Origin of the sequence: Baaleninema simplex PCC 7105 (assembly GCF_000332355.1) — a bacterium.
GTDB lineage: Bacteria > Cyanobacteriota > Cyanobacteriia > Cyanobacteriales > Geitlerinemataceae > Baaleninema > Baaleninema simplex.
In genome coordinates, this window is record NZ_KB235959.1 from 396852 (window position 1) to 420834 (window position 23983).

The 23983-nt window shown below is 53.1% G+C and carries 18 protein-coding genes; 11 read left to right on the forward strand and 7 right to left on the reverse strand.

The genetic code is table 11. The features are described from left to right. Positions 1-528 precede the first annotated feature (528 nt). From GEI7105_RS31800 to GEI7105_RS39530, 3 genes are all read right to left on the reverse strand, one after another. On the reverse strand, positions 529-963 hold the full coding sequence (locus tag GEI7105_RS31800; RefSeq protein ID WP_144053979.1) for a hypothetical protein: 435 nt from the start codon (positions 961-963) through the stop codon (positions 529-531). A 588-nt stretch (positions 964-1551) separates the two neighbouring features. Beyond that, positions 1552-2673 carry a bifunctional diaminohydroxyphosphoribosylaminopyrimidine deaminase/5-amino-6-(5-phosphoribosylamino)uracil reductase RibD gene (ribD, locus tag GEI7105_RS0121675; RefSeq protein ID WP_017662510.1) on the reverse strand — a complete coding sequence of 374 codons (1122 nt, stop codon included), beginning with the start codon at positions 2671-2673 and terminating at the stop codon, positions 1552-1554. A gap of 140 nt (positions 2674-2813) precedes the next feature. Further along, a complete protein-coding gene (locus GEI7105_RS39530; protein ID WP_071592100.1) occupies positions 2814-3077 on the reverse strand; it encodes a hypothetical protein in 264 nt (87 codons plus the stop codon). On the opposite strand from GEI7105_RS39530, the gene GEI7105_RS31810 reads away from it, so the two are divergent. The 5 genes from GEI7105_RS31810 (at position 3076) to GEI7105_RS0121705 (ending at position 9014) form a co-directional block, all read left to right on the forward strand. Further along, positions 3076-4260: a transposase gene (locus tag GEI7105_RS31810; protein ID WP_071591958.1), complete on the forward strand. Its 1185-nt coding sequence runs from the start codon at positions 3076-3078 to the stop codon at positions 4258-4260. The genes GEI7105_RS39530 and GEI7105_RS31810 overlap by 2 nt on opposite strands. 125 nt (positions 4261-4385) lie before the next feature. Next, complete coding sequence (gene psbP, locus GEI7105_RS0121690; RefSeq protein WP_017662512.1) at positions 4386-4934, forward strand: photosystem II reaction center PsbP; 549 nt, start codon at positions 4386-4388, stop codon at positions 4932-4934. Positions 4935-5097: 163 nt separating this feature from the next. Beyond that, positions 5098-5736, forward strand: a complete 639-nt coding sequence (locus GEI7105_RS0121695) for a Maf family protein (RefSeq protein ID WP_017662513.1) — start codon at positions 5098-5100, stop codon at positions 5734-5736. Between the two features lie 152 nt (positions 5737-5888). Next, positions 5889-7406: a phytoene desaturase family protein gene (locus GEI7105_RS0121700; RefSeq protein WP_026097849.1), complete on the forward strand. Its 1518-nt coding sequence runs from the start codon at positions 5889-5891 to the stop codon at positions 7404-7406. A gap of 246 nt (positions 7407-7652) precedes the next feature. Then, positions 7653-9014 carry a 16S rRNA (cytosine(967)-C(5))-methyltransferase gene (locus GEI7105_RS0121705; RefSeq protein WP_144054010.1) on the forward strand — a complete coding sequence of 454 codons (1362 nt, stop codon included), beginning with the start codon at positions 7653-7655 and terminating at the stop codon, positions 9012-9014. On the opposite strand, the gene codA is transcribed toward GEI7105_RS0121705, so the two are convergent. From codA to gatB, 3 genes are all read right to left on the reverse strand, one after another. Beyond that, positions 8994-10220, reverse strand: coding sequence for a cytosine deaminase (gene codA, locus GEI7105_RS0121710; RefSeq protein ID WP_017662516.1), 1227 nt, complete (start codon positions 10218-10220; stop codon positions 8994-8996). The genes GEI7105_RS0121705 and codA overlap by 21 nt on opposite strands. Before the next feature lie 112 nt (positions 10221-10332). Then, on the reverse strand, positions 10333-11574 hold the full coding sequence (argJ, locus tag GEI7105_RS0121715) for a bifunctional ornithine acetyltransferase/N-acetylglutamate synthase (protein ID WP_026097850.1): 1242 nt from the start codon (positions 11572-11574) through the stop codon (positions 10333-10335). A gap of 372 nt (positions 11575-11946) precedes the next feature. Beyond that, positions 11947-13434 carry an Asp-tRNA(Asn)/Glu-tRNA(Gln) amidotransferase subunit GatB gene (gatB, locus tag GEI7105_RS0121720; protein ID WP_017662518.1) on the reverse strand — a complete coding sequence of 496 codons (1488 nt, stop codon included), beginning with the start codon at positions 13432-13434 and terminating at the stop codon, positions 11947-11949. A gap of 611 nt (positions 13435-14045) precedes the next feature. On the opposite strand from gatB, the gene GEI7105_RS31815 reads away from it, so the two are divergent. From GEI7105_RS31815 to GEI7105_RS33805, 6 genes are all read left to right on the forward strand, one after another. Beyond that, a complete protein-coding gene (locus GEI7105_RS31815; protein WP_017662520.1) occupies positions 14046-14669 on the forward strand; it encodes a hypothetical protein in 624 nt (207 codons plus the stop codon). Next, complete coding sequence (locus GEI7105_RS31820) at positions 14666-16903, forward strand: OmpA family protein (RefSeq protein WP_017662521.1); 2238 nt, start codon at positions 14666-14668, stop codon at positions 16901-16903. Before GEI7105_RS31815 ends, GEI7105_RS31820 begins: the two co-directional genes overlap by 4 nt. Before the next feature lie 15 nt (positions 16904-16918). Beyond that, positions 16919-17443 (forward strand): Rab family GTPase, encoded by a 525-nt coding sequence (locus tag GEI7105_RS0121740; protein ID WP_026097851.1) that lies wholly within the window; start codon positions 16919-16921, stop codon positions 17441-17443. Between the two features lie 125 nt (positions 17444-17568). Beyond that, the gene (locus GEI7105_RS33800) at positions 17569-17949 is read left to right on the forward strand and encodes an Hpt domain-containing protein (protein WP_017662523.1); all 381 of its coding nucleotides are present in this window, start codon (positions 17569-17571) and stop codon (positions 17947-17949) included. Next, complete coding sequence (locus GEI7105_RS0121750) at positions 17946-19232, forward strand: sensor histidine kinase (RefSeq protein WP_017662524.1); 1287 nt, start codon at positions 17946-17948, stop codon at positions 19230-19232. The genes GEI7105_RS33800 and GEI7105_RS0121750 overlap by 4 nt, the downstream gene beginning before the upstream one ends. Positions 19233-19363: 131 nt before the next feature. After that, complete coding sequence (locus GEI7105_RS33805) at positions 19364-21328, forward strand: diguanylate cyclase (protein WP_017662525.1); 1965 nt, start codon at positions 19364-19366, stop codon at positions 21326-21328. A gap of 53 nt (positions 21329-21381) precedes the next feature. On the opposite strand, the gene GEI7105_RS0121760 is transcribed toward GEI7105_RS33805, so the two are convergent. Beyond that, complete coding sequence (locus GEI7105_RS0121760; RefSeq protein ID WP_017662526.1) at positions 21382-23871, reverse strand: type IV pilus secretin family protein; 2490 nt, start codon at positions 23869-23871, stop codon at positions 21382-21384. Positions 23872-23983 lie beyond the last annotated feature (112 nt).

Below are 23983 nucleotides of genomic sequence, written 5' to 3' on the forward strand. Positions count from 1 at the left end.
TCTTCACCACAGAGACACAGAGGACACAGAGAGAGGCTTGTCTGACTGGGTAAAACCAGTAGTGTTTTAGTCCTCGACTCCGCTCGGACTCAACGCTTCGACTCCGCTCAGCGTTGAGATTCGGATTCTATATTACATGGTGAGTGCGACCGGAGGGTTTGAAAAACACCTGCGATCGGTGTGGAGCAGAAAACTTTTCAAGATCGGGGGATTGACAAAATACATAAAATATGTATTAAGATTCGCGCCAGATCTCCGGCAGCTATTTACCGATCTGGGATTTTACGGACAACCCTTTAATACGGCGATATCTTTTCTAACAAGGGTTTCAGGACTTTTCTGCACCACTAAGGGTGCTGTGTCCTTCAAGAATAGATGCAAGAAGAGATTCGGGATTTAACGAACTATCATTGGCTGGAATTTGCGGCTTAAAAGTTTAGCAGGTTTGGGAACAGGATTTGGTATCAGGGGCGCAAAAATATCAAACTTAGAGACTGCAACTCTTATGTTTTATTTTTTTGTATGAATTCACGGTTTTGAGATACACTCCATTTCAACGACTTTGATGCCGTCAGTTGTAGCGGCAATAATGCGTTGATTTTCTAAATCGAGGGCGATCGCACGAACGATAGCATCTAAACGATACTCCATTGCAATTCGACCGTCATTCGCACAAATAACTAATAACGAGCGGTTTACACCATAGACTAACCGATCGCGATCGAGCCAAGCGACATCACTTTGCCAGCGATTCCAAGCATCATGCTCGTGACTTAACGCTCGAAATAGTTTCCATTCTGGACGAAGAGGAGGATTATTCCAAATTTCTCCCATCGAACTGTAGTGTTTGGTGGCGTCCGGTAACGTGGCTAATACAGCGCGATCGACCGGTAAACTTATTAATTCAATCCCTTTCCAATATCTCGTGTATACTAGCTTCTGACCGTCAGGCCTAAACCTCAAAGCTCCTCGGTGACAGCGAATTCCACCGGGTGCATCTCAAAAATGTAAATTCATCGAATTGGGCGCACTCAATTTCCAGATCCCCGGCATCTCCAAGATGCCGGGGATCTTATACCGGAAGTGCTAATCGGGAATTTTGCCACCCCAAACTGATGTTTTTGCAAAAGTTAGATGCACCCATTCCACCACTCAATTCTCCCAAGTAGGTTAACTCATCTTTTGGAAAATTTTCAATGCGAAATACACGAACAACTTCATCCATATCTGTCACATTAACTACTAAAAATCATCGGTTTCGATCGATAGCAATTCCATCATTGTAACCCACATTCCGCACTTCAAAACGTAGTATGTTTGTCCGATCTGTCAAAACTTTATGCAGAAAGCTTTATCAAGATCGCAAGTAAAAATACATACTACACAAGTTATTGAAATTTATTTTCAACAACGAAGGCTGTAATGTACTTTCTTCGTTAAAAATCCTGTTGTAGTATGCTTGTGGTGCGGAAAGTGGGATAAAATGGTGTAATGACCTCTTGTCGGCGAGGGTTGTAAATTAGTGTTTTGCAATCCATCGAAACTCGTGATTTATGAAGAAAACGAGGGTTTGGGTAAATACCCTTCCATGACAAAATCTCGACCGACAGAATACCAGCGGGTACGTTCGAGGGTTAACGCTTCGCTCATCTTTTCGATCCCCAAATTGCCCACGGGAGTGGGTGCATCGGTTCCACCAACGATTTTCGGAGCGACAAACGCCAAGACTTTTTGAACTGCACCATCGGCGATCGCACGAGCCGCTAAGGTTCCGCCACATTCCCACAATACCGACGTGGCGTCGCGATCGAACAACAGTTGTAAAACTTTATCCGGCGTCACGTCGATCGCTTCGACGACTTCCACACCGCGATCGCGTAACTGGCGTTGAACCTCTGGCTTGACGCCTTTCTCCGTCACCACCAACGTCGGGGCTTCCGATACGTCCCACAACCTCGCCTGAGTCGGTAAATCGAGAGTTCTCGTCATCACGACGCGCAGGGGATTGCGCGACTCTGTATCGTGACTCGTCAAACGCGGGTTATCGCAGCGGACGGTATTTCCCCCAACAATCACTGCATCGCAGACACTGCGAAGATGATGCACTTCGCTTCTGGCTTCGGTTCCCGTCACCCACGCACTATGTCCGGTGGTACTGGCGATTTTCCCATCGAGGGTCATGGCGTACTTCAAAATCCCAAACGGACGGTGACAGAGAATTCGGTGGAAAAAGGCTTCGTTGAGACGGCGACAGTCTTCTTCTTCGACGCCGACGACGACTTCAATTCCCGCATCCTGCAAACGCTTGACGCCGCCCCCGCCGACTTTCGGGTTGGGATCGACGGTTCCCACGACGACTTTCGCCACTCCAGCATCTACCAACGCATCCGAACAGGGAGGCGTTCGTCCGTGATGGTTGCAAGGTTCTAAGCTGACGTATACTGTGGCACCTTTGGCGCGATCGCCCGCTTCGCGCAATGCGAACACTTCCGCGTGAGGGTCTCCGGCTTTGGGATGAAACCCTTCTCCGACAATTTGACCGTTGCTGACGACGACCGCCCCCACCATGGGATTCGGCGCAGTCCGCCCCAACGCCTGACGCGCAAGGGTCAGACAACGCTGTATCATGGCGCGATCGAAAGCACTGACGGAAGGTTGGTTCGCTGCGTTCATCGTCCTAAAACGGTGCGCGTTTTTCAGTGAAGAGGGAAGAGTTAAGAGTGAAGAGTTAAGACACTCCGAACTGAATCAGTACTCTACACTCTACACTTTTGCAGCGAACAGTGAGCAGTGAACAGTCAGCAGCACTTCAGTCACCAGCCTTTTACCGTGAGCCGCGAAGCAGTGGAGACAGTTGACAGTTTCTTCCTTGTCCCCTTGTCTCCCCCTTCTCCCCCTCTCCCCTTGTCTCCCCCTTCTCCCCCTCTCCCCTTCTCCCCCTCTCCCCTTCTCCCCCTCTCCCCTTCTCCCCCTCTCCCCTTCTCCCCCTCTCCCCCTCTCCTGACAAGGCTATGATTGTAAGAGAGAGAGAAAGAGCCGACAAAGAGAAAGCCGTAGACTCGTTTAGGAGAAGCCATGAAATACAACTCAGCTTACCTCAAACAGTGGTCGCAAGAAGTCAGTCGTCATTTTCCGAATCTTTCCTTGCCACAAGTATCAGGGCTAGCCACCTGGAGCTTTGGCATGATGATGAGTCGCTCTTCAAGTCTGACTCAAGTGTCAGAGTGTATTGCCCAAGTCAACGGGGAAAAATTCACCAACGTACGTCAAAGACTACAACAGTGGTACAAAGAAAAACGCCAAGCTTACGGTCGTAAATATGCTGAGCTAGATGTAGCCAGTTGTTTCGCGCCGCTGCTGAAGTGGGTCTTAGAGCTATTAGGAGAGAGCGACGACCTGTTCCTGGCCTTAGATGCGACCCATATCGGTCAAAAATTTATCGTCTTGTCACTCAACGTACTCTATCGCGGCAGTGGCATTCCCGTGGCCTGGAAAATCGTGAAAGCTTCCCAGAAACACCCCTGGAAGCCCCTGTGGCAAGACTTGCTCCGTCGCTTGAGCGGAGTGGTTCCCGAGTCGGTCAGGGTTTGGGTTTTGGCCGATCGAGGACTCTATGCTTGTTGGCTGTATGAGGAAATTGTGGCTCTGGGATGGCATCCTTTGTTACGTATTAACTCACAAGGCTATTACCAAGTGCGCTCGGGGGAAACTCTCGCCGACTGGCAACCTCTCGAGCAAGTGGTTCGAGTTGGTGAGAGTTTTAGTCAACCGGTACGCTGCTTTCGCCAAAATCCTCTCGATTGTACCCTGTTAGCCCGATGGGACGAGGATTACAAAGACCCTTGGCTGTTGCTGAGTGACGCCTCACCTCAATCGGCTTCGGCTGCCTTTTATGGCTTTCGCTCTTGGACTGAAGCGGCTTATCGCGATCTCAAGAGCGATGGCTTTAATTGGCAACGCACCCGTTTGACTCATCCTCACCGGGCTGAGTGTCTTTGGCTGGCCATGTCTGTGGCTTTACTTTGGCTCATCACCGAAGGGGCTTGTCGGGAAGACTCCCAAAAGCCTTCGACTTCCCCTCGGACTGACTCTGACTCGACCGGTCTGGCCGCCGCGACCCTCAGACCGAGAACTCTTTCTTGTTGGCGCCTTGGCTGTATCTCTTTTGTCGTCCGCCTCTTTCAAGGACTTCCCTTGAGTTGGGGACGCCACCGTACTTCTCCCTATCCTGGGGCTTCTTTGGCTTTCGATACCTCCTAAGTAAAAGTCATAGCCTTATCAGCTCCCCCTCTCCCCCTCCGACTTGACGTGATGGCAAATTCATCGGATGGTGAATGGGGCGGTGTGCGCCCCGACTTCCGCACCTCATTCACTCTCGAACAGTCATGCTCAAACGAATTGCGGCGATCTTGCTGGTTGCAGTGACAGTCACGCTGACGAGTTGCTCGACTTCTCCTACGAGCGGGTTAACCTCGTATGTGGATAGTTACGATGGCTATCGCTTTCTCTATCCGAACGAATGGATCGAGATGGACGCAACGAACCTGACGCCAGATGCAATTTTCCACGACCTCATCGAACGCAGCGAGAACGTCAGCGTGATTATTAATCCGGTTCCGGAAGGTCAAACTCTCGCCGATCTCGGAACGCCTACAGAGGTCGGATACGAGCTATCTAAACGTGCGATCGCTCCGGAAGGATCCGATCGCGTCGCCGAACTGATCGACGCCGAATCGCGACAAGACGAGGACGGAAAAACTTACTATATTTTTGAATACGCCGTTCAGTTACCCGATCGCCTACGACACAACATCGCGAGTATTGCGATTTCCCGCAACAAACTCTTTACGCTCAACGTCTCGACGACCGATCGACGCTGGAAGGAAATTCAAGATAAACTCCGTTTCGTGGCAAAGTCTTTCTTTGTTTACTAAACCTCGCACGCTCGGGGCGATCGAGACGACCGGATAACGAGATGATGCGATCTCTCCCTTTTTACAGCGAGCAGCGAACAGTCAGCCGCGAAACAGTGAGGACAGTTGAGAGTTGACAGTTGCTCCCCCTCTCCCTTGCTCCCCCTCTCCCCCTCTCCCCACCATGAGTCAACCGATTCTGATTCTGGCTTCTGCCTCTCCCGCTCGCCGTCAATTGCTACACAACGCGGGAATCGAACCGATCGTTTGTCCGAGCCATTTCGACGAATCGCAAGTTCAACTGACGAATCCTGTGGCGTTGGTGCAAACGTTAGCGCAACTTAAGGCTGAAAGTATCGCGACGCAGGTTCGTCACGGAAACACCCCGCCGCGAACGACGACGGTGCGAAATCCCGAGTCGGTGCTGATCCTCGCTTGCGATTCGGTGCTGCTCCTCGAGGAACGCATTTATGGAAAACCTGAAAATCCTGAAGCCGCCGTCGAACGTTGGAAAGAAATGCGAGGACAGGTAGGCGAACTCTATACTGGACACGCGATCGTTGACATAGCACAAAATATAACAATTGTCAACTGCGAGACGACGCGAGTTCACTTTGCCCAATTGAGCGATCGCCAAATTGAAGCCTACGTGGCCACCGGGGAACCCCTTAACTGTGCGGGATGTTTTGCCATCGACGGACGCGGAAGTTTATTCGTGGAGAAACTCGAAGGCTGTCACAGCAACGTCATCGGTTTGAGTATGCCGTTATTCCGACGAATGTTAGGTGAATTGGGCTACGATCCGACGGATTTTTGGTCGTGAGGCGTTTGAGGGGTACGGGGGCGATCGCAACTGAGATCGCCTCGAACGTTCTTTCTAAGGTTCTGATGTGGAAAATTCCTTAGATTTCTACATTGAGTTTCACCCACTTTTCGGTTTACATGGAAAGGTGGCATCCATCTCTTTCCTAACCCATGTCTGATGTAGAAGTCGTTGTTATCGGTAGCGGCATTGGCGGGCTTGTCACCGCCTCTATGCTGGCACGATACGGGTTCTCGGTACTGCTGTGCGAGAGTCATACGATTCCCGGCGGTTCGGCACACGGCTTCTCGCGCCAGGGATTTCATTTCGATGCCGGACCGTCGTTTTTTTGCGGATTGACCGATCCCAGCAGTCTCAACCCGCTACGCCAAGTGCTGTCGGTGTTGGATGAAGCGATCGAAACCATTCCTTACGATCCCCTCGGTCACTATCATTTTCCTGATGGAACTCTCGAAGTTTGTAGCGATATCGATCGCTACCGACAGGCGATCGCCGAAATTACCCCCGATGGCGCCCGAGAATTCAGCCGCTTAGAACGGCGGTTAGCGACGATCTACGAAGCGCTGCGAGGCATTCCACCGCTGGCATTGCGCCTCGATTGGGAAGCAATTCCCTTTCTCGTCCGACATTATCCCTTTCGGTTGTTTAAATTACTGCCCGCAATGGGGTTAATGCAGCGAACTGTTGGGGAGTTGATGGACGAGTGCGTTCGCAATCCTTGGGTCAAACGCACGATCGATCTCGAATGTTTCCTGCTATCGGGATTGAAAGCCTACGGTACTATCGCCCCAGAAGTGGCGTTCATGTTCGGGGAACGGGCGCGATCGACGGTAGACTATCCCCTCGGGGGAAGTGCGGCGATCGTGGACGCGTTGGTGAGGGGATTGAAAAAATGGGGGGGCGAGTTACGCCTGAAAACCCACGTCGAGAAAATTTTAGTCGAATCGGGAGAAGTGCGGGGCGTTCGGTTGCGCGGAGGTGAAACGATTTCTGCCCCTGTCGTCATTTCTAACGCCACAGTTTGGGATACGTATCTCAAACTCCTCGATGCGGCCGATTTACCGCCGACTTACCGTCAAGAAAACCTGTCGCTTCCCGCCATCGATAGTTTCATGCACCTGAATCTGGGTATCCGCAGCGATGGTTTAGACGGGTTGACGGGACATCACGTCGTCGTGTTGGACGAACTGGCCGATATTACCGTTCCGGGGAATACCTGCATGATTTCGATTCCTACAGTATGGGATAAAACCCTCGCCCCGGAGGGATATCACGCACTCCACGCTTACACCCTCGAACCCTATCGCGATTGGAAACTCGATGCCGATTACGAACGGCGAAAACAAGAGCGATCGCGATCGCTTTATCGGGCAGTCGAAAAAATTATTCCTGACTTGCGCGATCGCATCGAATTCGAGATGATAGGAACTCCCGTCACGCACGCGCGATTTTTGCGACGCTATCAAGGGACTTACGGTCCGGCGATTCCTCCAATTCGAGGGATTTATCCGACGATTCACACGCCAGTTAAAGGACTGTATCGGGTGGGTGACTCTACGCTTCCCGGCATTGGCGTTCCTGCCGTTGCTGCCTCGGGAATTATGTGTGCAAATACGTTAGTCAGTCCTTCCAAAATGTCAGAAATGTTGCAAGAAGTCGGACTATTATAATTGACAATTGATATTTGATAGTCGTAGGGTGTGTGACGTGGGCATAAAATGTCTTTTATTGAAAGCCCGATGGGATTTCCCGCGTCACGCACCTTTAGAACGCGAACCGCGAACAGTCAGCCACGAACAGTTGTAGGGTGCGTGACCTAAAGACACGAAAAATTTGGCGCGAAACCGGCAAACTCGTCACGCACCGACTCCTTATCTTGTTTTCCTTGTCTCTCTTGTCTCAATCTTAAAAAATTGATTCTTTCAAATCCTCGTCAAGTTGCATTTCTTGCGTTAAAAGATGTCGATCGCAAAGGGGCTTACGCTGATGTTGCCCTCGATCGCCAGTTGGTGAAAGCTCAGTTAAAACCGCTCGATCGCGGCTTAGCCACTGAATTAGTTTATGGCTGCGTTCGGGGGGCGCGATCGCTCGATGCCATTCTCGATCGCTTCGCCAAGAAACCCGCCCACCAACAACCCCCTGATTTGCGGATTTTACTGCACTTAGGATTTTATCAACTCGTGTTTCTCGATCGCATCTCTGACGCGGCGGCTGTCGATACCACCGTCAAGCTGGCGAAAGCGAACCGTATGACAGGGCTATCTGGCGTCGTTAACGGGGTATTACGTCAGTATTTGCGATATCGAGATAAAAACCCTAATAAAAAACCATTTCCAGAAGAAATTCTTCCCGAAGAACCTATTTCGAGATTGGGAATTCGCTACAGTTATCCCGATTGGATTGTCAAAACTTGGAGCGATCGCTTCAGTTTTGAAGAAACCGAACAGTTGTGTCGGTGGTTTAATACACCGCCCAGCGTTCACTTACGAATTAATCCCTTAAAAACTACGATCAAAACGGTTGAAACTGCCTTACAAGAGGCAGGAGCAAACGTCGAACAAATCTCCTACATTCCCCAAGGTTTAAAATTACAAAGTGCCGGAAAAATCGAAGCGTTACCGGGATATGCTGAGGGATGGTGGACAGTACAAGACAGTAGCGCCCAGTTAGTCACCCATCTCCTCGAACCGCAACCGGAAGAAGTCATCGTCGATGCGTGCGCTGCACCTGGGGGAAAAACCACCCATATCGCTGAGTTAATGCAGGATACCGGGACAATTTGGGCGATCGATCCGACGCCGTCGCGGTTGAAAAAAGTTCGTCAAAATTGCGATCGCCTGCAACTCAAATCCGTCAAAATTCTCGAAGGCGACAGTCGCCAACAATCCCAATTTAACGGAACGGTCGATCGCGTACTTCTCGACGCCCCCTGTTCCGGCTTGGGAACCCTCCACCGACGGGCGGATTTGCGCTGGCGACAAACCCCCGAAAACGCGATCGAACTCTCCCAACTCCAACGACAACTTTTAGACGCCTGCGCGAGTTGGGTAAAACCTGGCGGCGTCTTAGTCTACGCCACTTGTACCGTCAACGATATCGAAAACGAAGGCGTCGTGACACCGTTTTTAGACAGTCACGACGACTGGCGCATCGAAGCCCCCGTCTCCGAGTCTCCCGTCGCCTCCTTCGCCTCTCCCGAAGGTTGGATTCGCGTGTTTCCCCACCGTCACAATATGGATGGTTTTTTTATGGTGAAATTACGGCGAATCGAAGGTTAACTGTTTCCCCTGAGATACCACCCATTTTACCCTCGCCCGTCGTCGCAAAACGTCGAAAGGATCGATCGCATCTAACACCACAAACGACGCCGGTTTTCCAATGTCCAAACCGTACTCGTTTTCAACGTTTAACGTTTTCGCGCCGTTCGTCGTCACCATTTCATAACAGGCGTCAATTTCCGCACGCCCCGTCATCTGACAGACGTGCAACCCCATCCACGCCACATCTAGCATATTTCCCGTTCCCAAACTGTACCAAGGATCTTGAATACAATCATGTCCGAAACTGACGTTAAGTCCCTGTTGCCAAAGCTCTTTGACTCGGGTAACTCCGCGCCGTTTCGGATAGCTATCGGTACGACCTTGTAGGGTGATATTAATCAATGGATTGGCGATGAGATTCAACCGCGCCCGTTGCAGAAATCCCATAAGTTTTTGAGCGTAGGCGTTGTTATACGAACCCATCGCCGTGGTGTGGCTGGCGGTAACGCGAGAACCCATATCGCGGCGAATCGTACAAGCCGCCATGACTTCCAGAAACCGCGACTGTTCGTCGTCGATTTCGTCACAGTGAATATCGACGAGGCGATCGCACGTTTCGGCGAGTTCGAACACGGTTTCCACAGACTTTACCCCATCTTCTCGCGTGAGTTCGTAATGGGGAATTCCGCCGATCGCATCTGCACCCAAGGCGATCGCTTCTCGCAGTAACTCCAGATTTTTCGGATGGCTGTAAATCCCATCCTGCGGAAACGCCACCACCTGCACCCGCATCCAATCCGCCACGCTGTCGCGCACCTCCAACAAGGCTTTGAGGGCGCTTAACGTCGGTTCGCTAACATCGGCGTGAGTCCGCACCCAGAGAACCCCTTGGGCGGCTTGTTGTTGGAGCGTTTCTAACGCACGATGTTTGACATCATCGATCGAAAGAGATTTCTTCCGTTCTCCCCAAATTTGAATTCCCTCAAACAGCGTTCCGCTTTCGTTCCAGCGAGGTTCTCCCGCCGTCAACGCCGAATCCAGATGGATGTGAGACTCGACAAACGGCGGCGAAACCAACCGTTCGGCGGCGTCAAGTTCCCTCACAGCGGAGGTGGGAAGATGAGGTGCGATCGCGCCGATACGCGTTCCCTCCACCCCAATATCGACAATATCCCCCTGGGGATAGCGTCGCGCCCGTCTGAGAATGAGAGTGAAATCGCTCATTGTTTAAGCCAGGGGAGGGGGAGAGGGGGAGAGGGGGAGAGGGGGAGAGAGGAATACACTGTTCCCGATTCCCGATTCCCTGTTCCCTGTTCCCTGTTCCCTATCAACTAATTCAAGTTGTATATTCCGCGTTGATGCGAACGTAATCGTAGCTGAGATCGCAACCCCAGGCGAAGCCCTCACCAGAACCGTAGCCGAGGTTAATCTCGATCGACACCGTGTCGTCTTTAAGATACTCTCCGGCTGCCTGTTGTTTCAGGTAGTCGCTGGCGGCGGCGCGATCGAAGTCTAAAGGCTGTCCGTTTTCCATTAAATGGAACTCGCCCAGCTTAATTCGTAAGTTCTCTTGCTCGAAGTTTACCCCAGCGCGTCCAGCTGCGGCGGCGATGCGTCCCCAGTTGGGATCGCGTCCGAAAATCGCCGATTTAACGAGGGAAGAACCCGCCACCGTTCGAGCGATTTTCCGGGCGTCGTCGTCACTGGCGGTTCCCGAAACTCGCACTTCTACGAGACAAGTCGCTCCTTCTCCATCGCGGGCGATCGCTTTGGCTAAATGCTGGCACACGTGCGTCAGCATGGCTTCGAGTTTTTCGGCTTCGGGTCCCTCTTTGACGATCGCCGGGGTGCGGGATTGTCCATTGGCGAAAGCAATCAACGTGTCGTTGGTGCTGGTGTCGCCGTCTACCGTAATTTGGTTGAAGCTTTTATCGGCAGCACGACGCAGCATATCTTGCCACAGTTGGGAAGACACGACAGCGTCACAAGTAATAAAGGCCAGCATCGTGGCCATGTTGGGGTGAATCATCCCCGAACCTTTGGACATTCCCCCCATCCGCACGGTGCGATCGCCGAATTGCGCTTCGATGGCGATCGATTTCGTGACTAAATCCGTCGTGATAATGGCTTCGGCGGCGCTGTCTCCGCCGGTATCTGACAGGGCGGCGGCCACTTTAGGAACGCCTTCCCGCAGGGCGTCCATTTTGATGCGCTGTCCGATAACGCCCGTTGAGGCGAGAAAGACTTCATCGAGGGGAATACTCAAGGTTTGGGCGACGAGGCGGGCGCTTTCTCGCACGTCTTCCCACCCTGCTTCTCCCGTGGCGGCGTTGGCTTGTCCGGCGTTGCAGAGGATAGCGCGGCCGCCGCTCTTGGACTGAAGTTTCTGACGACAGTAATCGACGCAAGCCGCCCGAACTTGGGTTTTTGTAAACACCCCTGCGGCGATCGCTTCGACGTCCGAGACAATTAAGGCTAAATCTTTTGCTCCCGACGGTTTGAGTCCCGCCGCGATGCCCGCCGCGCGATAGCCTCTCGGGGCGGTTACGCCGCCAGGAATTTCTTGCCACTCCACCACGATCGATCTTCCTCGCTGATACGTCGATATCGAGTGGCGATTATATCAAAGTTAAGGGGGGCGCGTTTCGGCCGGCCGCTACCAATCCCCCGAAAAACGCGCAAAAAAAAGGGAGAGCCGCAACTCTCCCCGCCATCAGGGTGCATCTACATACCATATTTTAATAGATTTGGGGTGAGGGGTCAAGCCCCTTTTTTTTGATGTAGGGTGCGTGACTTGAAAAATCCGGTGTAAATCCTGAGACCGAGAAATCGTCACGCACCGCCGATGTACACCGCCAACATACAAGGGTGCGTGACTTGAAAAATCCGGTGTAAATCCTGAGACCGAGAAATCGTCACGCATCGACCCCATCACCCCCTCATCCCCTCATCATTCCCCTTTCAGCTTGGGCGCCAGCAGTTGGTTGGTGAGTTTGGGGTCGGCGCGGCCGCTGGTGCGCTTCATGACTTGACCGACGAAAAAGCCTTGGAGTTTGGTTTTTCCGTTGCGGTACTGTTCCACTTTGTCCGGGTTGGCGGCGAGAAGTTCGTCGATAATCTTCTCGAGTTCGCTGGTATCGGAAATTTGGGTCATCCCCTTGGATTCGACTAATTCTTTGGCCGATCCGCCTTTTTCGAGCAGTTCGGGTAGAATTTCTTTGGCAATTTTGCCGCTGATCGTGTTGTTTTCAATCAACTCGATGAGTTCGGCGAGAATTGCTGGTTTGAGGGCGATTTCCGTAATGCTGAGTTTGGTTTCGTTGGTGTACCCGGCGATGTCTCCCATAACCCAGTTCGCGGCTTGTTTGGCGGGTGCGCCAGCAGCTACGACCGCCTCGAAGTATTCGGCCACGTCTCGTTCTTCAGTGAGGACTCGGGCGTCGTAAGCGGACAAGCCCCACTCTTTTTCGTAACGGTGGCGTTTTTCGGCGGGAAGTTCGGGAAGTTCGCCTTTCCAAGCCTCTCGCTGTTCGACGCTCACTTCAATGGGGCATAAATCGGGTTCGGGGAAGTAGCGGTAATCGCTCGACCCTTCTTTACTCCGCATACTAATCGTTTGCTGGCTGTTTTCTTCCCACAGCCGCGTTTCTTGAACGATGGGTTCTCCCGTTTCCATGCACTCGAGTTGGCGTTCGATTTCGTAGTCGATCGCCTTTTGGATGGCGCTGAAGGAGTTCATGTTCTTGATTTCGACTTTGGTGCCGAACTCCTTCTGACCCACCGGACGGATGGAGATGTTCACGTCGCAGCGCAGCGACCCTTCTTGCATATTGCCGTCGCTGACCCCCAGGTAGCGCACGATGCGGCGCAGTTCTTGGCCGTATTCGGCGGCTTCTTTCCCCGATCGAATGTCCGGTTCCGAGACGATTTCGAGGAGGGCGATTCCCGCACGGTTGTAATCGACGAGGGAGTACGTCGAACCCGAGAGGCGATCGCTTCCAGCGTGGACGAGTTTTCCGGCGTCTTCTTCCATGTGCAGGCGCGTGATACCGATGCGCTTGCGGTAGGGTTCGCCGTCATCGCCGACGAGTTCGATTTCCAGCCAACCATGCTCGGCGATCGGTAAGTCGTACTGGGAAATCTGGTAGTTTTTAGGCAGGTCGGGATAAAAGTACTGTTTGCGATCGAATTTGCTGTATGGCGCGATCTGGCAGTTGAGGGCGAGACCAGTTTTCACGGCGTATTCGAGAACTTTCTCGTTGAGAACGGGCAACACCCCCGGCAATCCCATGCAAATCGGGTCGATGTTAGTGTTGGGGTCGGCACCGAATTGGGTTGAAGAGTCTGAAAAGATTTTGGTTTCGGTGCTGAGCTGGCAGTGAGTTTCTAGCCCGATAATGGCTTCGTACTCGGTTTTCGTCGGTGCGGCTACGGTCATGTCTGTTGCCAATGGAATCGATTGACATCCTCACCGCCGAAAGAAGGACGGTGATTCCCAAACCGTTCGGCTGACGCTCACGGCGAAGCCTCACGATTTGGGTTCCTGCTTCTGTCCCTCGCGGGTTTTTCGCAACAGCTCGACCGGGCGCAATGCCTTTCAAGTCTTCGCAGCTCTCGGAGCTTGCATCCGAGAGAACGAAGACTGCGTCTTAGCGTTCGCTCCACAGGCTGTAACGGTGTGTCCCACCGCCAAAATTCTAACTTAATTGGAGTGTGAGGCAAACTTACTAACTTGGTTTTCGTTAGGCAGTTTAACCACTTACGTCCATTGTACGGTAAAGCCGCCCTTCTAGGGCGGGGTTTTAGACCCAAAATTTTTGATAAAACTGCGTCTGCGCGAGAGTATGCTTCTTATTGTACCCCTTGCGGTCTCGCACGAGCGACGGGTCGAGGGAGAGTTCGACTCGAGGGAATTCAAGTGTTAGAAAGGATATGGTTCGATCGCCCGTGAGAGCGATAGCGAACGATCGCCGATTTTTTTGACCCCCGTGGTAAAATCGAGCCACAGCATTTGTTTTTTTTAGTATCGATCTCTAAAACAAGTTAAGCATGAACGAAATCACTCCAAACGAAATGCGAGAACGCCTCGGAAATATCGACCAAATTCGCGATATTTTGTTTGGCGATAAAACGCGGCAATACGAACGCAAATTCCAGCACCTCGAATCGGAAATTTCGACACTTCGTCACGACTTGACCGAGCAAATCGAGCGGTTGCGAAACGTTTTCACGACCGATCTGCGCTCGACGATCGATGCCATCGAGAAAAAAATCCAATATGTGAACACGTCTCTCGACGAAGAAAGCAACGATTTAAGGAACCAACTCGGTTCGGTTGAAAGTCGTTTTTCGGGCAACTTAGTCGTCGTCGAAAAAACTTTAAAAAATCAGGTCAACGGACTGCAAGAAGATCTCGTTGAAACCCGCGATCGCCTCGACGAAGACGTGCGATCGCTTAAGGTTCAAATTCTTGCCGAACTCAACAAGCGATCGCAAGATCTCCAAAGTGACAAAATGTCACGGGGAGACTTGGCCGAACTGCTGTTCGACGTCTGTATGCGAATCAAAGGAAACGACAGTGGAACCGACGCCTCGGACTCATCCAACGACAGCACCGCAGCACTATTTCTTCCCGAACGACAAAACGAGTACCACAGCGAACCCTCGGAATGACCGCGCCCGAAAACCCGACGCCTCGATCGCCGCAACCCGACACGGACGCAAACGACCCCATTGAGGCGTTGCGTCAGTTGTTGTTAGATCTCGGTGAAACCCCGCCATCAGCATCTGAGGAAAGCGAACCTTCTCCCCCCCCACGGCCGCGACGGCAAGAGAGCCTATCGCTGTCGAACTTGCCGCTACAGTCAGATACCCATCGCATCGAATCGCTTCCGCCAACTCCCTCCTCCAAGCGGCCGACGCCCGAAACTTCGACTCGGAAGACTTCTCCGCCGCCAACCCCTCAAACCCCCCCGCCATCAGACCCTTCGCCTGTCGAGCGAAACCTGCCCGTTTTAGCCGCCTCGGCCGATCTCGATCGCCTCGATCGCCTCGATCGCCAACTACAAGATCTCGAAGATCGCCTCGAGGAAGCCACGGGATCGATGGGGCCGCTGATGCCCATCGTCAAAGAAATTTTGTCGAGTCTCACTCCCGTCGAACTGCGAAACGAAGTGATTAACGCCCTCGTTCCCGCCATCGATCGCGTGATTCGCGAACGGGTTCAACAAAACCCCCACGCCATGCACCAAGCGATCGCCGACATTCTCCCCGGTGCCATCGCCGAAGAAATCGCCAACCGTCCCCAAAGCATCGCCAACGCCCTCGGCCCCGAAATCGCTGCCGCCATTCGCCGCCAAATCGAACTCGATCGAGACGCCATTCGCGACGCCCTCGCCTCGGAAATTGGTCGCTTCATCAAAGCCCAAATCGAACTCGAACGAGACGCTATGGTCGATGCCCTCTACCCCGTCATCGGCAACACCATCGCTAAATACATGGCCGAAGCCGTTCGCGAAATTAACGCGAAGGTCGAAAACGCCCTCAGCTTTGAAGGAGTGCGCCGCAAAATCCGCGCCCGTATGCAAGGGGTATCCGAAGCCGAACTGATTTTACAAGAAGCCTTACCCTTCCGCGTCAAAGCCGCGTTTCTCATCCACAAAGGCTCGGGCTTGGTCATCAGCAACGCCCAAATTTCCCTCGACGACGAAGGACTCGACGCCGATACCATCGCCGGGATGCTTACCGCCATTCGGAGTTTTGCCGCCGACTGCATCGTCCCCGCCGGCCAGGTTTCAGAACTATCCCAAATCGAATACGACACCTTCGACATCACTATGGAAGTGGCGGGGTACTGTTACCTGGCCCTCGTCAGCGAAGGGGTTCCTCCCAAGCAGTTTATCGAGCAGTTTCGCCAGACTCTCGGTTACATCGTGCAGAAATACGGCGACCCCATCGAACAATACGACGGCGACCCCGATACGATTCCCCCCGCTGTGGGCAACCGCGTACAAATGCTCGTCGAAGCTGCCAACACCACTAACACCGAAGACTCCCAACGTCACCCGCCGTTTTTACTGATTTTTTGTGGATTGCTGCTGCTAGGACTCGGGGCTTGGGGCATCCGTACCCTGTGGGTGGGACGGTGGATCGCCAAGGCACAGACGGCGTTGCAATCGACGCCAGAACTGGCGGTGTACCGTCTCGATGTCAGCGTCAAACGCAACGCCCTCGCGATCTCGGGGGAAGTGCCGACGCCGAGATTGCGCGATCGCGCCGAAGCCGTCGTCAGCGAAACTCTCCCCCAACGCCGCATTGACAACCGCATCGTAGCCGTCAACGTCCCGCCAGATCCCGACTCCATCAAAGCGGAAGTCGAACGGACGGCGGCTGCGGTCAACTCCTTAGAAAACGTGGACGTTCGAGTTCAGTATGCTGACGGTCGCGTGTCAGTGTTCGGTGAAATTTCCGATGCGGCCACCGCCGGCCGCGTCAGTCGAGCTTTCGAGCAGATTCCTGGGGTCGATCGCGTCGTGAACACTGCTCGCACGGACGAATCACCCGTTGAAGGTCGGTTGTATTTCGCCCCCGGTTCGTCCACGTTATCCTCGGAAAACCGACAAACGAAACTCGTGCCGTTAGCAGAGTTTTTGTTAGAGTTTTCTCAACTCCAGTTGACGGCGATCGGGCATACCGACCCCACCGGAACGCGAGAGGCCAACCAGAAACTCTCACTCGAACGAGCGAACGCGGTGAAAGCCGCCCTCGTCGAGTTAGGTGTCGCGCCCGATCGCATCCGCACTCAGGGATCGCCCGAACCGCCGCCTGACGTAGATGCTGGGCGATCGCCCCAATTGAGTCGGTGCGTTCGGTTTGAAGTATCGACACCCGAAACCGACAATCGGTAACGTTCGAGAGAAGCAATGACAGTCATATCTAGAAAAATTTGTATGGTCGGGGATTTTAGCGTCGGTAAAACCAGCTTGATTCGACGCTTTGTCGAAGAAAAATTCAGCGATCGCTACCTCTCGACCGTGGGTGTTAAAATTTCTCGCAAAGCCGTCGAAGTCGTACCGGAAGACGCAACAGAACCGAAGAAAATCCAGCTATTGATTTGGGACTTAGAAGGACACACGAAGTTCAAATCCATCGCTCCGAGTTATTTACAAGGTGCCAAAGGCGCTCTCATCGTCGCCGACGTGACCCGAGGCGAAACCATCGAACGCATTCGCGACCACATCGATCTGTTTTTATCGGTCAATCCCCAGGGATGGACGATCGTGGCTCTGAATAAATCGGACTTAGCCAACGCCGACAAACTCGCTCACCTGCGACAAACTGTCGAAGCCAAACAGTACGAGCGTGTCGTTTCCATTTATTTGACTTCAGCCAAAACCGGCGATAACGTCGATATCATCTTTCAGGAGATCGCGACGCTGACCTTGTAAGCCGTAGCGATACCTCCGACCGATCTTCCAAGACCTGGCACAATAGAATTTAACGGCCGAAGACGGTCGGGCTTGCATCGGTCGACCGTTGCCCCTGTCATACCCATTTGCCTAGAGAACGCAAAATGTCGAACGAGGACGCCAACACTTTCTCCCCACTCACGACACGGGAGGCACTCATCGATATCGCAGCGTTGGACGAGCTGACGCTCGGCGATACCGAGTTTCAACAGGAGATTTTAGAAACCTACGTCGAAGATATGCCGACGTGCCTCGCCAAGCTCAAACAGGCGTTCGGCGATCGAAACTGGAACGACTTTGTTTCCCACGCACACCAAATTAAAGGGGCCAGTCGGACGGCTTGTGTCAAATCGATTCCAGACATTGCCGAACGACTCGAAGCTTGCGGAAGCGATCTCGAGGAAAACGAGATTCGCGGGTTAATTGAAAAGCTCGAAATCCTCATCGATCGCGTGAGGGACTGCGCGCGAGATTGGGACACATGAACGACGAACGCCTCAAAGCCGACGCGAAATTGCTGGTCATCGAGGACGATGCGACGACTCGGTTGCTGCTGCGAAAAATTTTGCAGAAAGAAGGCTACGAGGTCGTTTTGGCGAAAAACGGGATCGAAGGTTTGGACAAGGCGATCGAGCTGAGTCCTTCGGTGGTGATTAGTGATTGGGTCATGCCGGGACTCGATGGCATTGAGGTTTGTCGTCGGTTGCGAGCGAACGCCGATTTGTCGGGGACGTTTTTGATTTTGTTGTCCTCCCGCGAAACCGTTTCCGATCGCGTTCAGGGACTCGATGCCGGGGCTGACGAGTTCCTCTCGAAACCCATCGATCCCAACGAACTGAAAGCTCGAGTCCGTGCGGGGTTGCGTCAGTACCAATTGCACCGCCAGCTTAGCGTCGCGAACAGTAATTTAGTCGAAACTCTGCAAAAACTCCAACAAGCCCAAGCACGTTTGATTCAAAGTGAAAAAATGTCGAGTTTGGGACAGATGGTCGCGGGGATCGCCCACGAAATTAACAATCCGATCAATTTTATAGAAGGTAATTTATCTTTTGCGAAAGACTATATTCAAGATCTTTTAGCAATTATTAAACTCTATCAAAAATATCACTCGCAGCCCGAAGCTGAAATTCAAGATAAACTTGATGAAGTCGATCTGCAATTTTTAATAGAAGATTCCGAGCGACTGATCGAATCGATGCGATTCGGTGCGACGAGAATTCATCAAATTGTCAAACATTTAAAAAATTTCGTGCGCTTAGACGAAGCAGAAATGAAGCGCGTTGACGTACATGACGGATTAAAAAGTACGTTAATTATGTTACAAAATCGCATTAAATTTGAAGGAACGAAAGAGATTCAAATTATTGAAAAATATAACGAACTCCCTAAAGTAGATTGTTACCCCGGACAACTCAATCAAGTTTTTTTAAATATTCTCAATAATGCAGTTTATTTTTTACATGAATACACTCGAAAACGTATTATTGACGATCCGATCGTTAAAATTGAAACAGAATTAATTCGAGAGCGATCGGAAATCTGTATTACGATCGCCAATAACGGGCCGAGTATTTCTGAAGACGTTCGCCCGAAAGTATTCGATCCGTTTTTTACGACCAAACCCGTCGGAAAAGGAACGGGAATGGGGCTTTCAATTTGCTATCAAATTATCGTCGAACGCCACGGCGGACAGTTATCCTGTGTCGTTCCCCCGGAAGGCGGCACCGCTTTTATTATTGAGTTGCCCCTCGAGCAAGAAGATCTATAGTCCTGACGACGTTCGAGCGTCAGAACGGACGGATCGCTGCCTCGATCTGCGATTTATCTTCACGACGCGATCGAAAAACGCTCGAATTCGATCGCCTAAAATTAAGAAATATCGTACCAGTCATTTTCTTTATGTTCGACGCCATCGATAACGGGGCGCGTCAAGCCATGGAGCGAACTATACAAGCCTTACTGAACCTGCCTCAACTGGAATATTTCGTTATCGATCGCGATCGCACGATTCGAGAAATCTCGGTGGGGGTGTTGCGTTTTGGCGACCTTCCCGAAGAAGTGCAAATCGGACGAGACGCGCGATCGCCGTTTCCAGAACTGGTCGGGTTAGAAGAAGTTCTCGACGATTTGCTCGAACGACGACGGACTTCCTTCGTCCTAAAAGGAATCGCACGCTTCGCCGACGACACCTCGATGTTTTACATCGACCTGTATTTTTTGCCGAAAATCTTGGCCTCGGAAACCCGCAACGGTCAAATTATCGTGTTGGTTCGCGACTCCACCGAACGCATGGCCACCGAACAAGAATTCGGCCAGATCGCCAAAGAATACAGCATGACGCTGATCGCATTGGAGTCGGCGAAAAACTATATCGATCGCGTTTTCCACGCCATGAAAGATGCTCTGTTCGTGGTGACGGCCACCGGACGCATCGTCACCATCAACAACGCCGCGAAAGACCTGTTCGGCTACGAAGAGTCGGCGTTACTGTTACAGCCAATTACCAAAATCGTTCTCGACGAGCGACTCTCGCAGGCGATCGAAACTCGGGAAAAACTTCCCGAAACCGGCGTTTCCGGGGAGTTTCGCTGTCGGACTCAGCCGGGCGAAATCCGTCAGTTCGAGTTTTCCTGCGCGACGTTACAACAGGAGGACACGATCGACGCCTTCGTCTGTATCGGACGGGATATCACCCAACGCAAACGCCTCGAGACGCAACTGCAACAGCAAAGCCAGCGCGATCGCCTCCTCGGACACATGATGCAGCGTATTCGTCAGTCCTTGAGTTTGGCGGAGATTCTCAACACGACCGTCGATGAAGTCCAGCAGTGTATGGGGTACGATCGCGCGTTGGTGGTTCGAGTGGAAAACGGGCGATCGCTCTGTGGGTGTGTCGAAGCGGTGGCTTCAGGCTACGAGTCGATGCTGACCGGCGATCGCGATCTTCAAGCCGGACAGGATCGCTGTTTGGTGGGAGGGACGGGAGAACTCACCCTCGACGTCCCGATGGCGATCGCCGACGTGGCCTCGAGCGAGCAACTCGACGAGTCTTGTCGCCAAATTTTGCAGCAGGCGAAAGTGCGATCGCAGCTCGTGGTTCCCATTTTCTCCAATGCTCAGACCTCTATTTTGGACAGAGGAGAGGTCTCGAACGCCAGCATCCAGCTTTGGGGACTGTTGGCGGTACAAGTCTGTCGCGACGCTCGCCTGTGGGAGGAGTGGGAAATCGAACTGTTGCAGCGGTTGTCCGAACAGGTTTCGATCGCCATCGAACAAGCTCAGCTTTACGGACAACTGCAAGCCGCCAATCGCAAACTCGAACAGCTCGCCAGTCTCGACGAACTGACGCAACTGTTCAACCGCCGCCATTTCAACGAAGTGTTCGATCGGGAGTGGCGGCGTATGGCTCGGGAACGACAGCCGTTGTCGTTGATTTTGTGCGACATCGACGAGTTTAAAAAGTATAACGACGCGTACGGTCACGTTGCTGGAGACGCGTGTTTAGAGCAAGTGGCGGAGGTCTTGCGGGGGTGCTTGCGTCGCGGCGGCGATTTGGCGGCGCGATACGGGGGCGAGGAGTTTGCCATTATCCTTCCCAACACGGAGTTATCGGGAGCGGTGGACGTGGTGCAGTCGATTCGCGATCGCTTAGCTGCGCGAAATCTCCCTCACCCCGCGTCGCAGGTGAAAGCCCGCGTTACCTTAAGTTTGGGGATTGCCAGTTGGGTTCCCTCGGCGTCTTCTTCGGCGGAAGAGTTACTGAAAGCGGCAGATTGGGCGTTGTACCAGGCCAAGGTGCGGGGACGCGATCGCTATTGCATTTATCCCTACCGGAAATGGAAAACGCCGACCGAGCGATCGTAAAACCCCCGGTTTGGGGGGTAAACCGAGGGTTTTCAGGGCATTGAGAGTGCGGGTTACGGATTCCCCGGTTGCGGGTAAGTGAAGTTTCGCTGCTGTTCGAGAATTTCTCGCGCGTCCCGTCCGGGGGTGTAGGTATAGCCGAAGTTATTGGGATCGGAATCGTCGAGAACGTTGGGGGTCAGCAGAACGATCACCTCTTGACGCTCGTTCTCGCGAACTGTCCGGCGGAACAGCGCACCGAGTAGAGGAATATCGCCCAAAATCGGAACCTTACTGACCGACGTGCGATCGCTATCTTGAATAATCCCCGACAAAATCAGCGTTTGACCGTCGCGGAGACGAATTCGCCCTGACGAAACAGAACGTTCTTGAACCAAGGTGACGAACTGCCCCTCTCCGAGATTCTCTTGTCCGACGGGAGCCGTGACACTGGGGTTGACGCGCAACGAGACAAAGCCGTTATCGTCGATGCGATCGATCGTCACTTGAAGCTGCAACCCGACATCCCGTAAGTCCACCGTTCGCGTTTCCCGCTGTCCGGCGTTGGTATCGGTAAACTCGACTTCGACTCGTTGTACGACTTGGTTCGTCAAATTGACGTTCGCCGTTTGGCCTTCTTGAATCACCAACGTCGGATCGGTCAAAATCTTCGCGTTTCCACTAATCACCTGAGCCTGTAGCGTGGCGAGGAAACGAGTGGGGAATTGGAACAAATCGACGAGACTCGTCGTGATTTCGCCTACATCTCCGAGGGTAACGGTGGGATTGCCATCCTCATCGAACGTAATCACAGTATCTTCTGCCAGGTCGATACCCGTAATGCCGGTATCGAGCGGATCTTCAGAAACCGCCGCTCCCGGTAAAAAGAACTGACCCGGAGGTGCGGGAATTCGCGTAACCGATCCGTCCTGTCCGACGATGACCGTATCCGGTCGCGTTCCGGGAACAGAGATAAATTGGTCGGGATCGAGGAAAATCTCAGCTCCCCCAAATGGGTTGTTGATAATTGGTGGCGTAATCGTGCTACCCGTCACTGTCGCACTCGAGGGGGGATTGCCGCCGCCAAAGTTGACGACTGCCGAACCGCCGTCGCTCGAGACGAAGGTATCGCCCACGCCAAACGAAAAACTCGCGTTGAAGTTTTCCTCGTTATTCAAGAATACGTCAACGATCTTGACGTTAACCGCCACTTGACGGCGGCGGGTTTCGAGCTGGCTGAGAAGTTGCGTCGCCAGTTCCACCTTGCGGGGGTTGCCCACCAGGGTAATCTCGGTGCCGGGTTGGTTGATGGTTTCCGCACGTGCGCCGATGGACACCAACAGTCCCCGCAGCGGTAGCGGCGCGAAGCCTTCATAGGGTTCCTCGCGCGTATCTGCCGCCAACAGTTCGACTCGAGTTTGAGTACTCGTCGTCGTAATGGGGGGAACGCCTTCACCGAGCGATTGCGCCTGAATCTGCTGCTGCACGGTGACTTCGTTCACTTCCGCTCCTTGGGAAATCAAGAAGTTGCGGGCGTCGATGAGGTTGAGTTGATTGAGGCGTAGAGTGCGGCTGATGAGCGGACGGGCGCTATCGGGAAGCTGCGCCCCGACGACGATGGTGTTACCTTCTCGGTTGGCTTCTAACCCGCTCAACCGCAAGACGTTGTTAAAAACCTCTTGCACCGATTCGTTTTCCACGTCCAGGGTAATTCGCCGCCCCTGGCTTTCTTCGTCGCCGTCTTCTTCACCGCCTCCGCCGACGTAAGCCAGGTTCAACCCCGCAGCTCGCGCCAGCAACGACAGAACTTCTTCGACGGAGGCATCGCGCAACACCAGGCGCGGAACCCGTTCGGAAGTTCCTAAATTAATCGTGTAACTGGAGGGGTCGAGGGAGGAAATAGAAATATCGCCGACTGGGGGAGCGACGGCGCGAGGTTGAAAGGCGGGGGCGGGGTTGACGGGAGGGCGACCTTCAACGGGAACGCCATCGATTTCGATGTTGGGGTTGGGAACGAGAATGTCGGGACGGGTTTGCGTTCTCTGGGCGGTTTGTTGGGGCGTTCTCGGGGTTCGAGTCACGCTCGAGTTCGCTTGGGGGTTGTTCGTAATTCCAGGGGGCGGTGCCGACGGTCGCGACTGTGCGGCGGTGGCGCTCGCGTCGGCACTGTAGCTTAAGACGATGCCACGGGGGGCGTCTTGGACGATTTCTCCGTTTGGCGGCGTTCCGTATCCCGTCACGACGACGCGGGTGCTGTTGGAATCGAGGGGAGTTACGACCACGGAGGCGATACCGGGAATCGGATCGCGTTGGCTGTAGCCGTTGCCTTGCGGTAATCGCAGTTTTGTGTTAATGAGGTCGGCCACGATCGACTCGCCGCGACGCACCAGGAAAATCTGGGGGCGATCGCCGTTGGCGGTATCCATCATCAGCACCATACCCGATGGCGTCTGACGAACTTCGACCGAGGTTACTTCTGTGGGGTTAGCCCACGCCACGTCTGGGGCGGCTAAAACCATTGCTGCGCCGACGCACAGCCCACCGAGTCCGAAATAATTCTTCACCGCTCTCTCCTCAACGCCAATGTCAAATCGCGATTGCGATCGGGTTTACCTAGTGCAGCGTCAAAACTTAATTTTAGGGTAGACCGAGGCCAGCTTGCAGCGTGCGTCCTCT

What these genes read in the sequence shown, in the direction of transcription:
- GEI7105_RS31815 (WP_017662520.1), top strand. Translation starts at nt 14,046, where the DNA reads ATGAACGAAATCACTCCAAACGAAATGCGAGAACGCCTCGGAAATATC.
- GEI7105_RS0121695 (WP_017662513.1), top strand. Translation starts at nt 5,098, where the DNA reads ATGAGTCAACCGATTCTGATTCTGGCTTCTGCCTCTCCCGCTCGCCGT.
- GEI7105_RS39530 (WP_071592100.1), bottom strand. Translation starts at nt 3,077, where the DNA reads ATGGCTTCTCCTAAACGAGTCTACGGCTTTCTCTTTGTCGGCTCTTTC.
- gatB (WP_017662518.1), bottom strand. Translation starts at nt 13,434, where the DNA reads ATGACCGTAGCCGCACCGACGAAAACCGAGTACGAAGCCATTATCGGG.
- GEI7105_RS31810 (WP_071591958.1), top strand. Translation starts at nt 3,076, where the DNA reads ATGAAATACAACTCAGCTTACCTCAAACAGTGGTCGCAAGAAGTCAGT.
- GEI7105_RS33800 (WP_017662523.1), top strand. Translation starts at nt 17,569, where the DNA reads ATGTCGAACGAGGACGCCAACACTTTCTCCCCACTCACGACACGGGAG.
- GEI7105_RS0121750 (WP_017662524.1), top strand. Translation starts at nt 17,946, where the DNA reads ATGAACGACGAACGCCTCAAAGCCGACGCGAAATTGCTGGTCATCGAG.
- GEI7105_RS0121700 (WP_026097849.1), top strand. Translation starts at nt 5,889, where the DNA reads ATGTCTGATGTAGAAGTCGTTGTTATCGGTAGCGGCATTGGCGGGCTT.
- ribD (WP_017662510.1), bottom strand. Translation starts at nt 2,673, where the DNA reads ATGAACGCAGCGAACCAACCTTCCGTCAGTGCTTTCGATCGCGCCATG.
- psbP (WP_017662512.1), top strand. Translation starts at nt 4,386, where the DNA reads ATGCTCAAACGAATTGCGGCGATCTTGCTGGTTGCAGTGACAGTCACG.
- GEI7105_RS31820 (WP_017662521.1), top strand. Translation starts at nt 14,666, where the DNA reads ATGACCGCGCCCGAAAACCCGACGCCTCGATCGCCGCAACCCGACACG.
- GEI7105_RS33805 (WP_017662525.1), top strand. Translation starts at nt 19,364, where the DNA reads ATGTTCGACGCCATCGATAACGGGGCGCGTCAAGCCATGGAGCGAACT.
- GEI7105_RS0121740 (WP_026097851.1), top strand. Translation starts at nt 16,919, where the DNA reads ATGACAGTCATATCTAGAAAAATTTGTATGGTCGGGGATTTTAGCGTC.
- codA (WP_017662516.1), bottom strand. Translation starts at nt 10,220, where the DNA reads ATGAGCGATTTCACTCTCATTCTCAGACGGGCGCGACGCTATCCCCAG.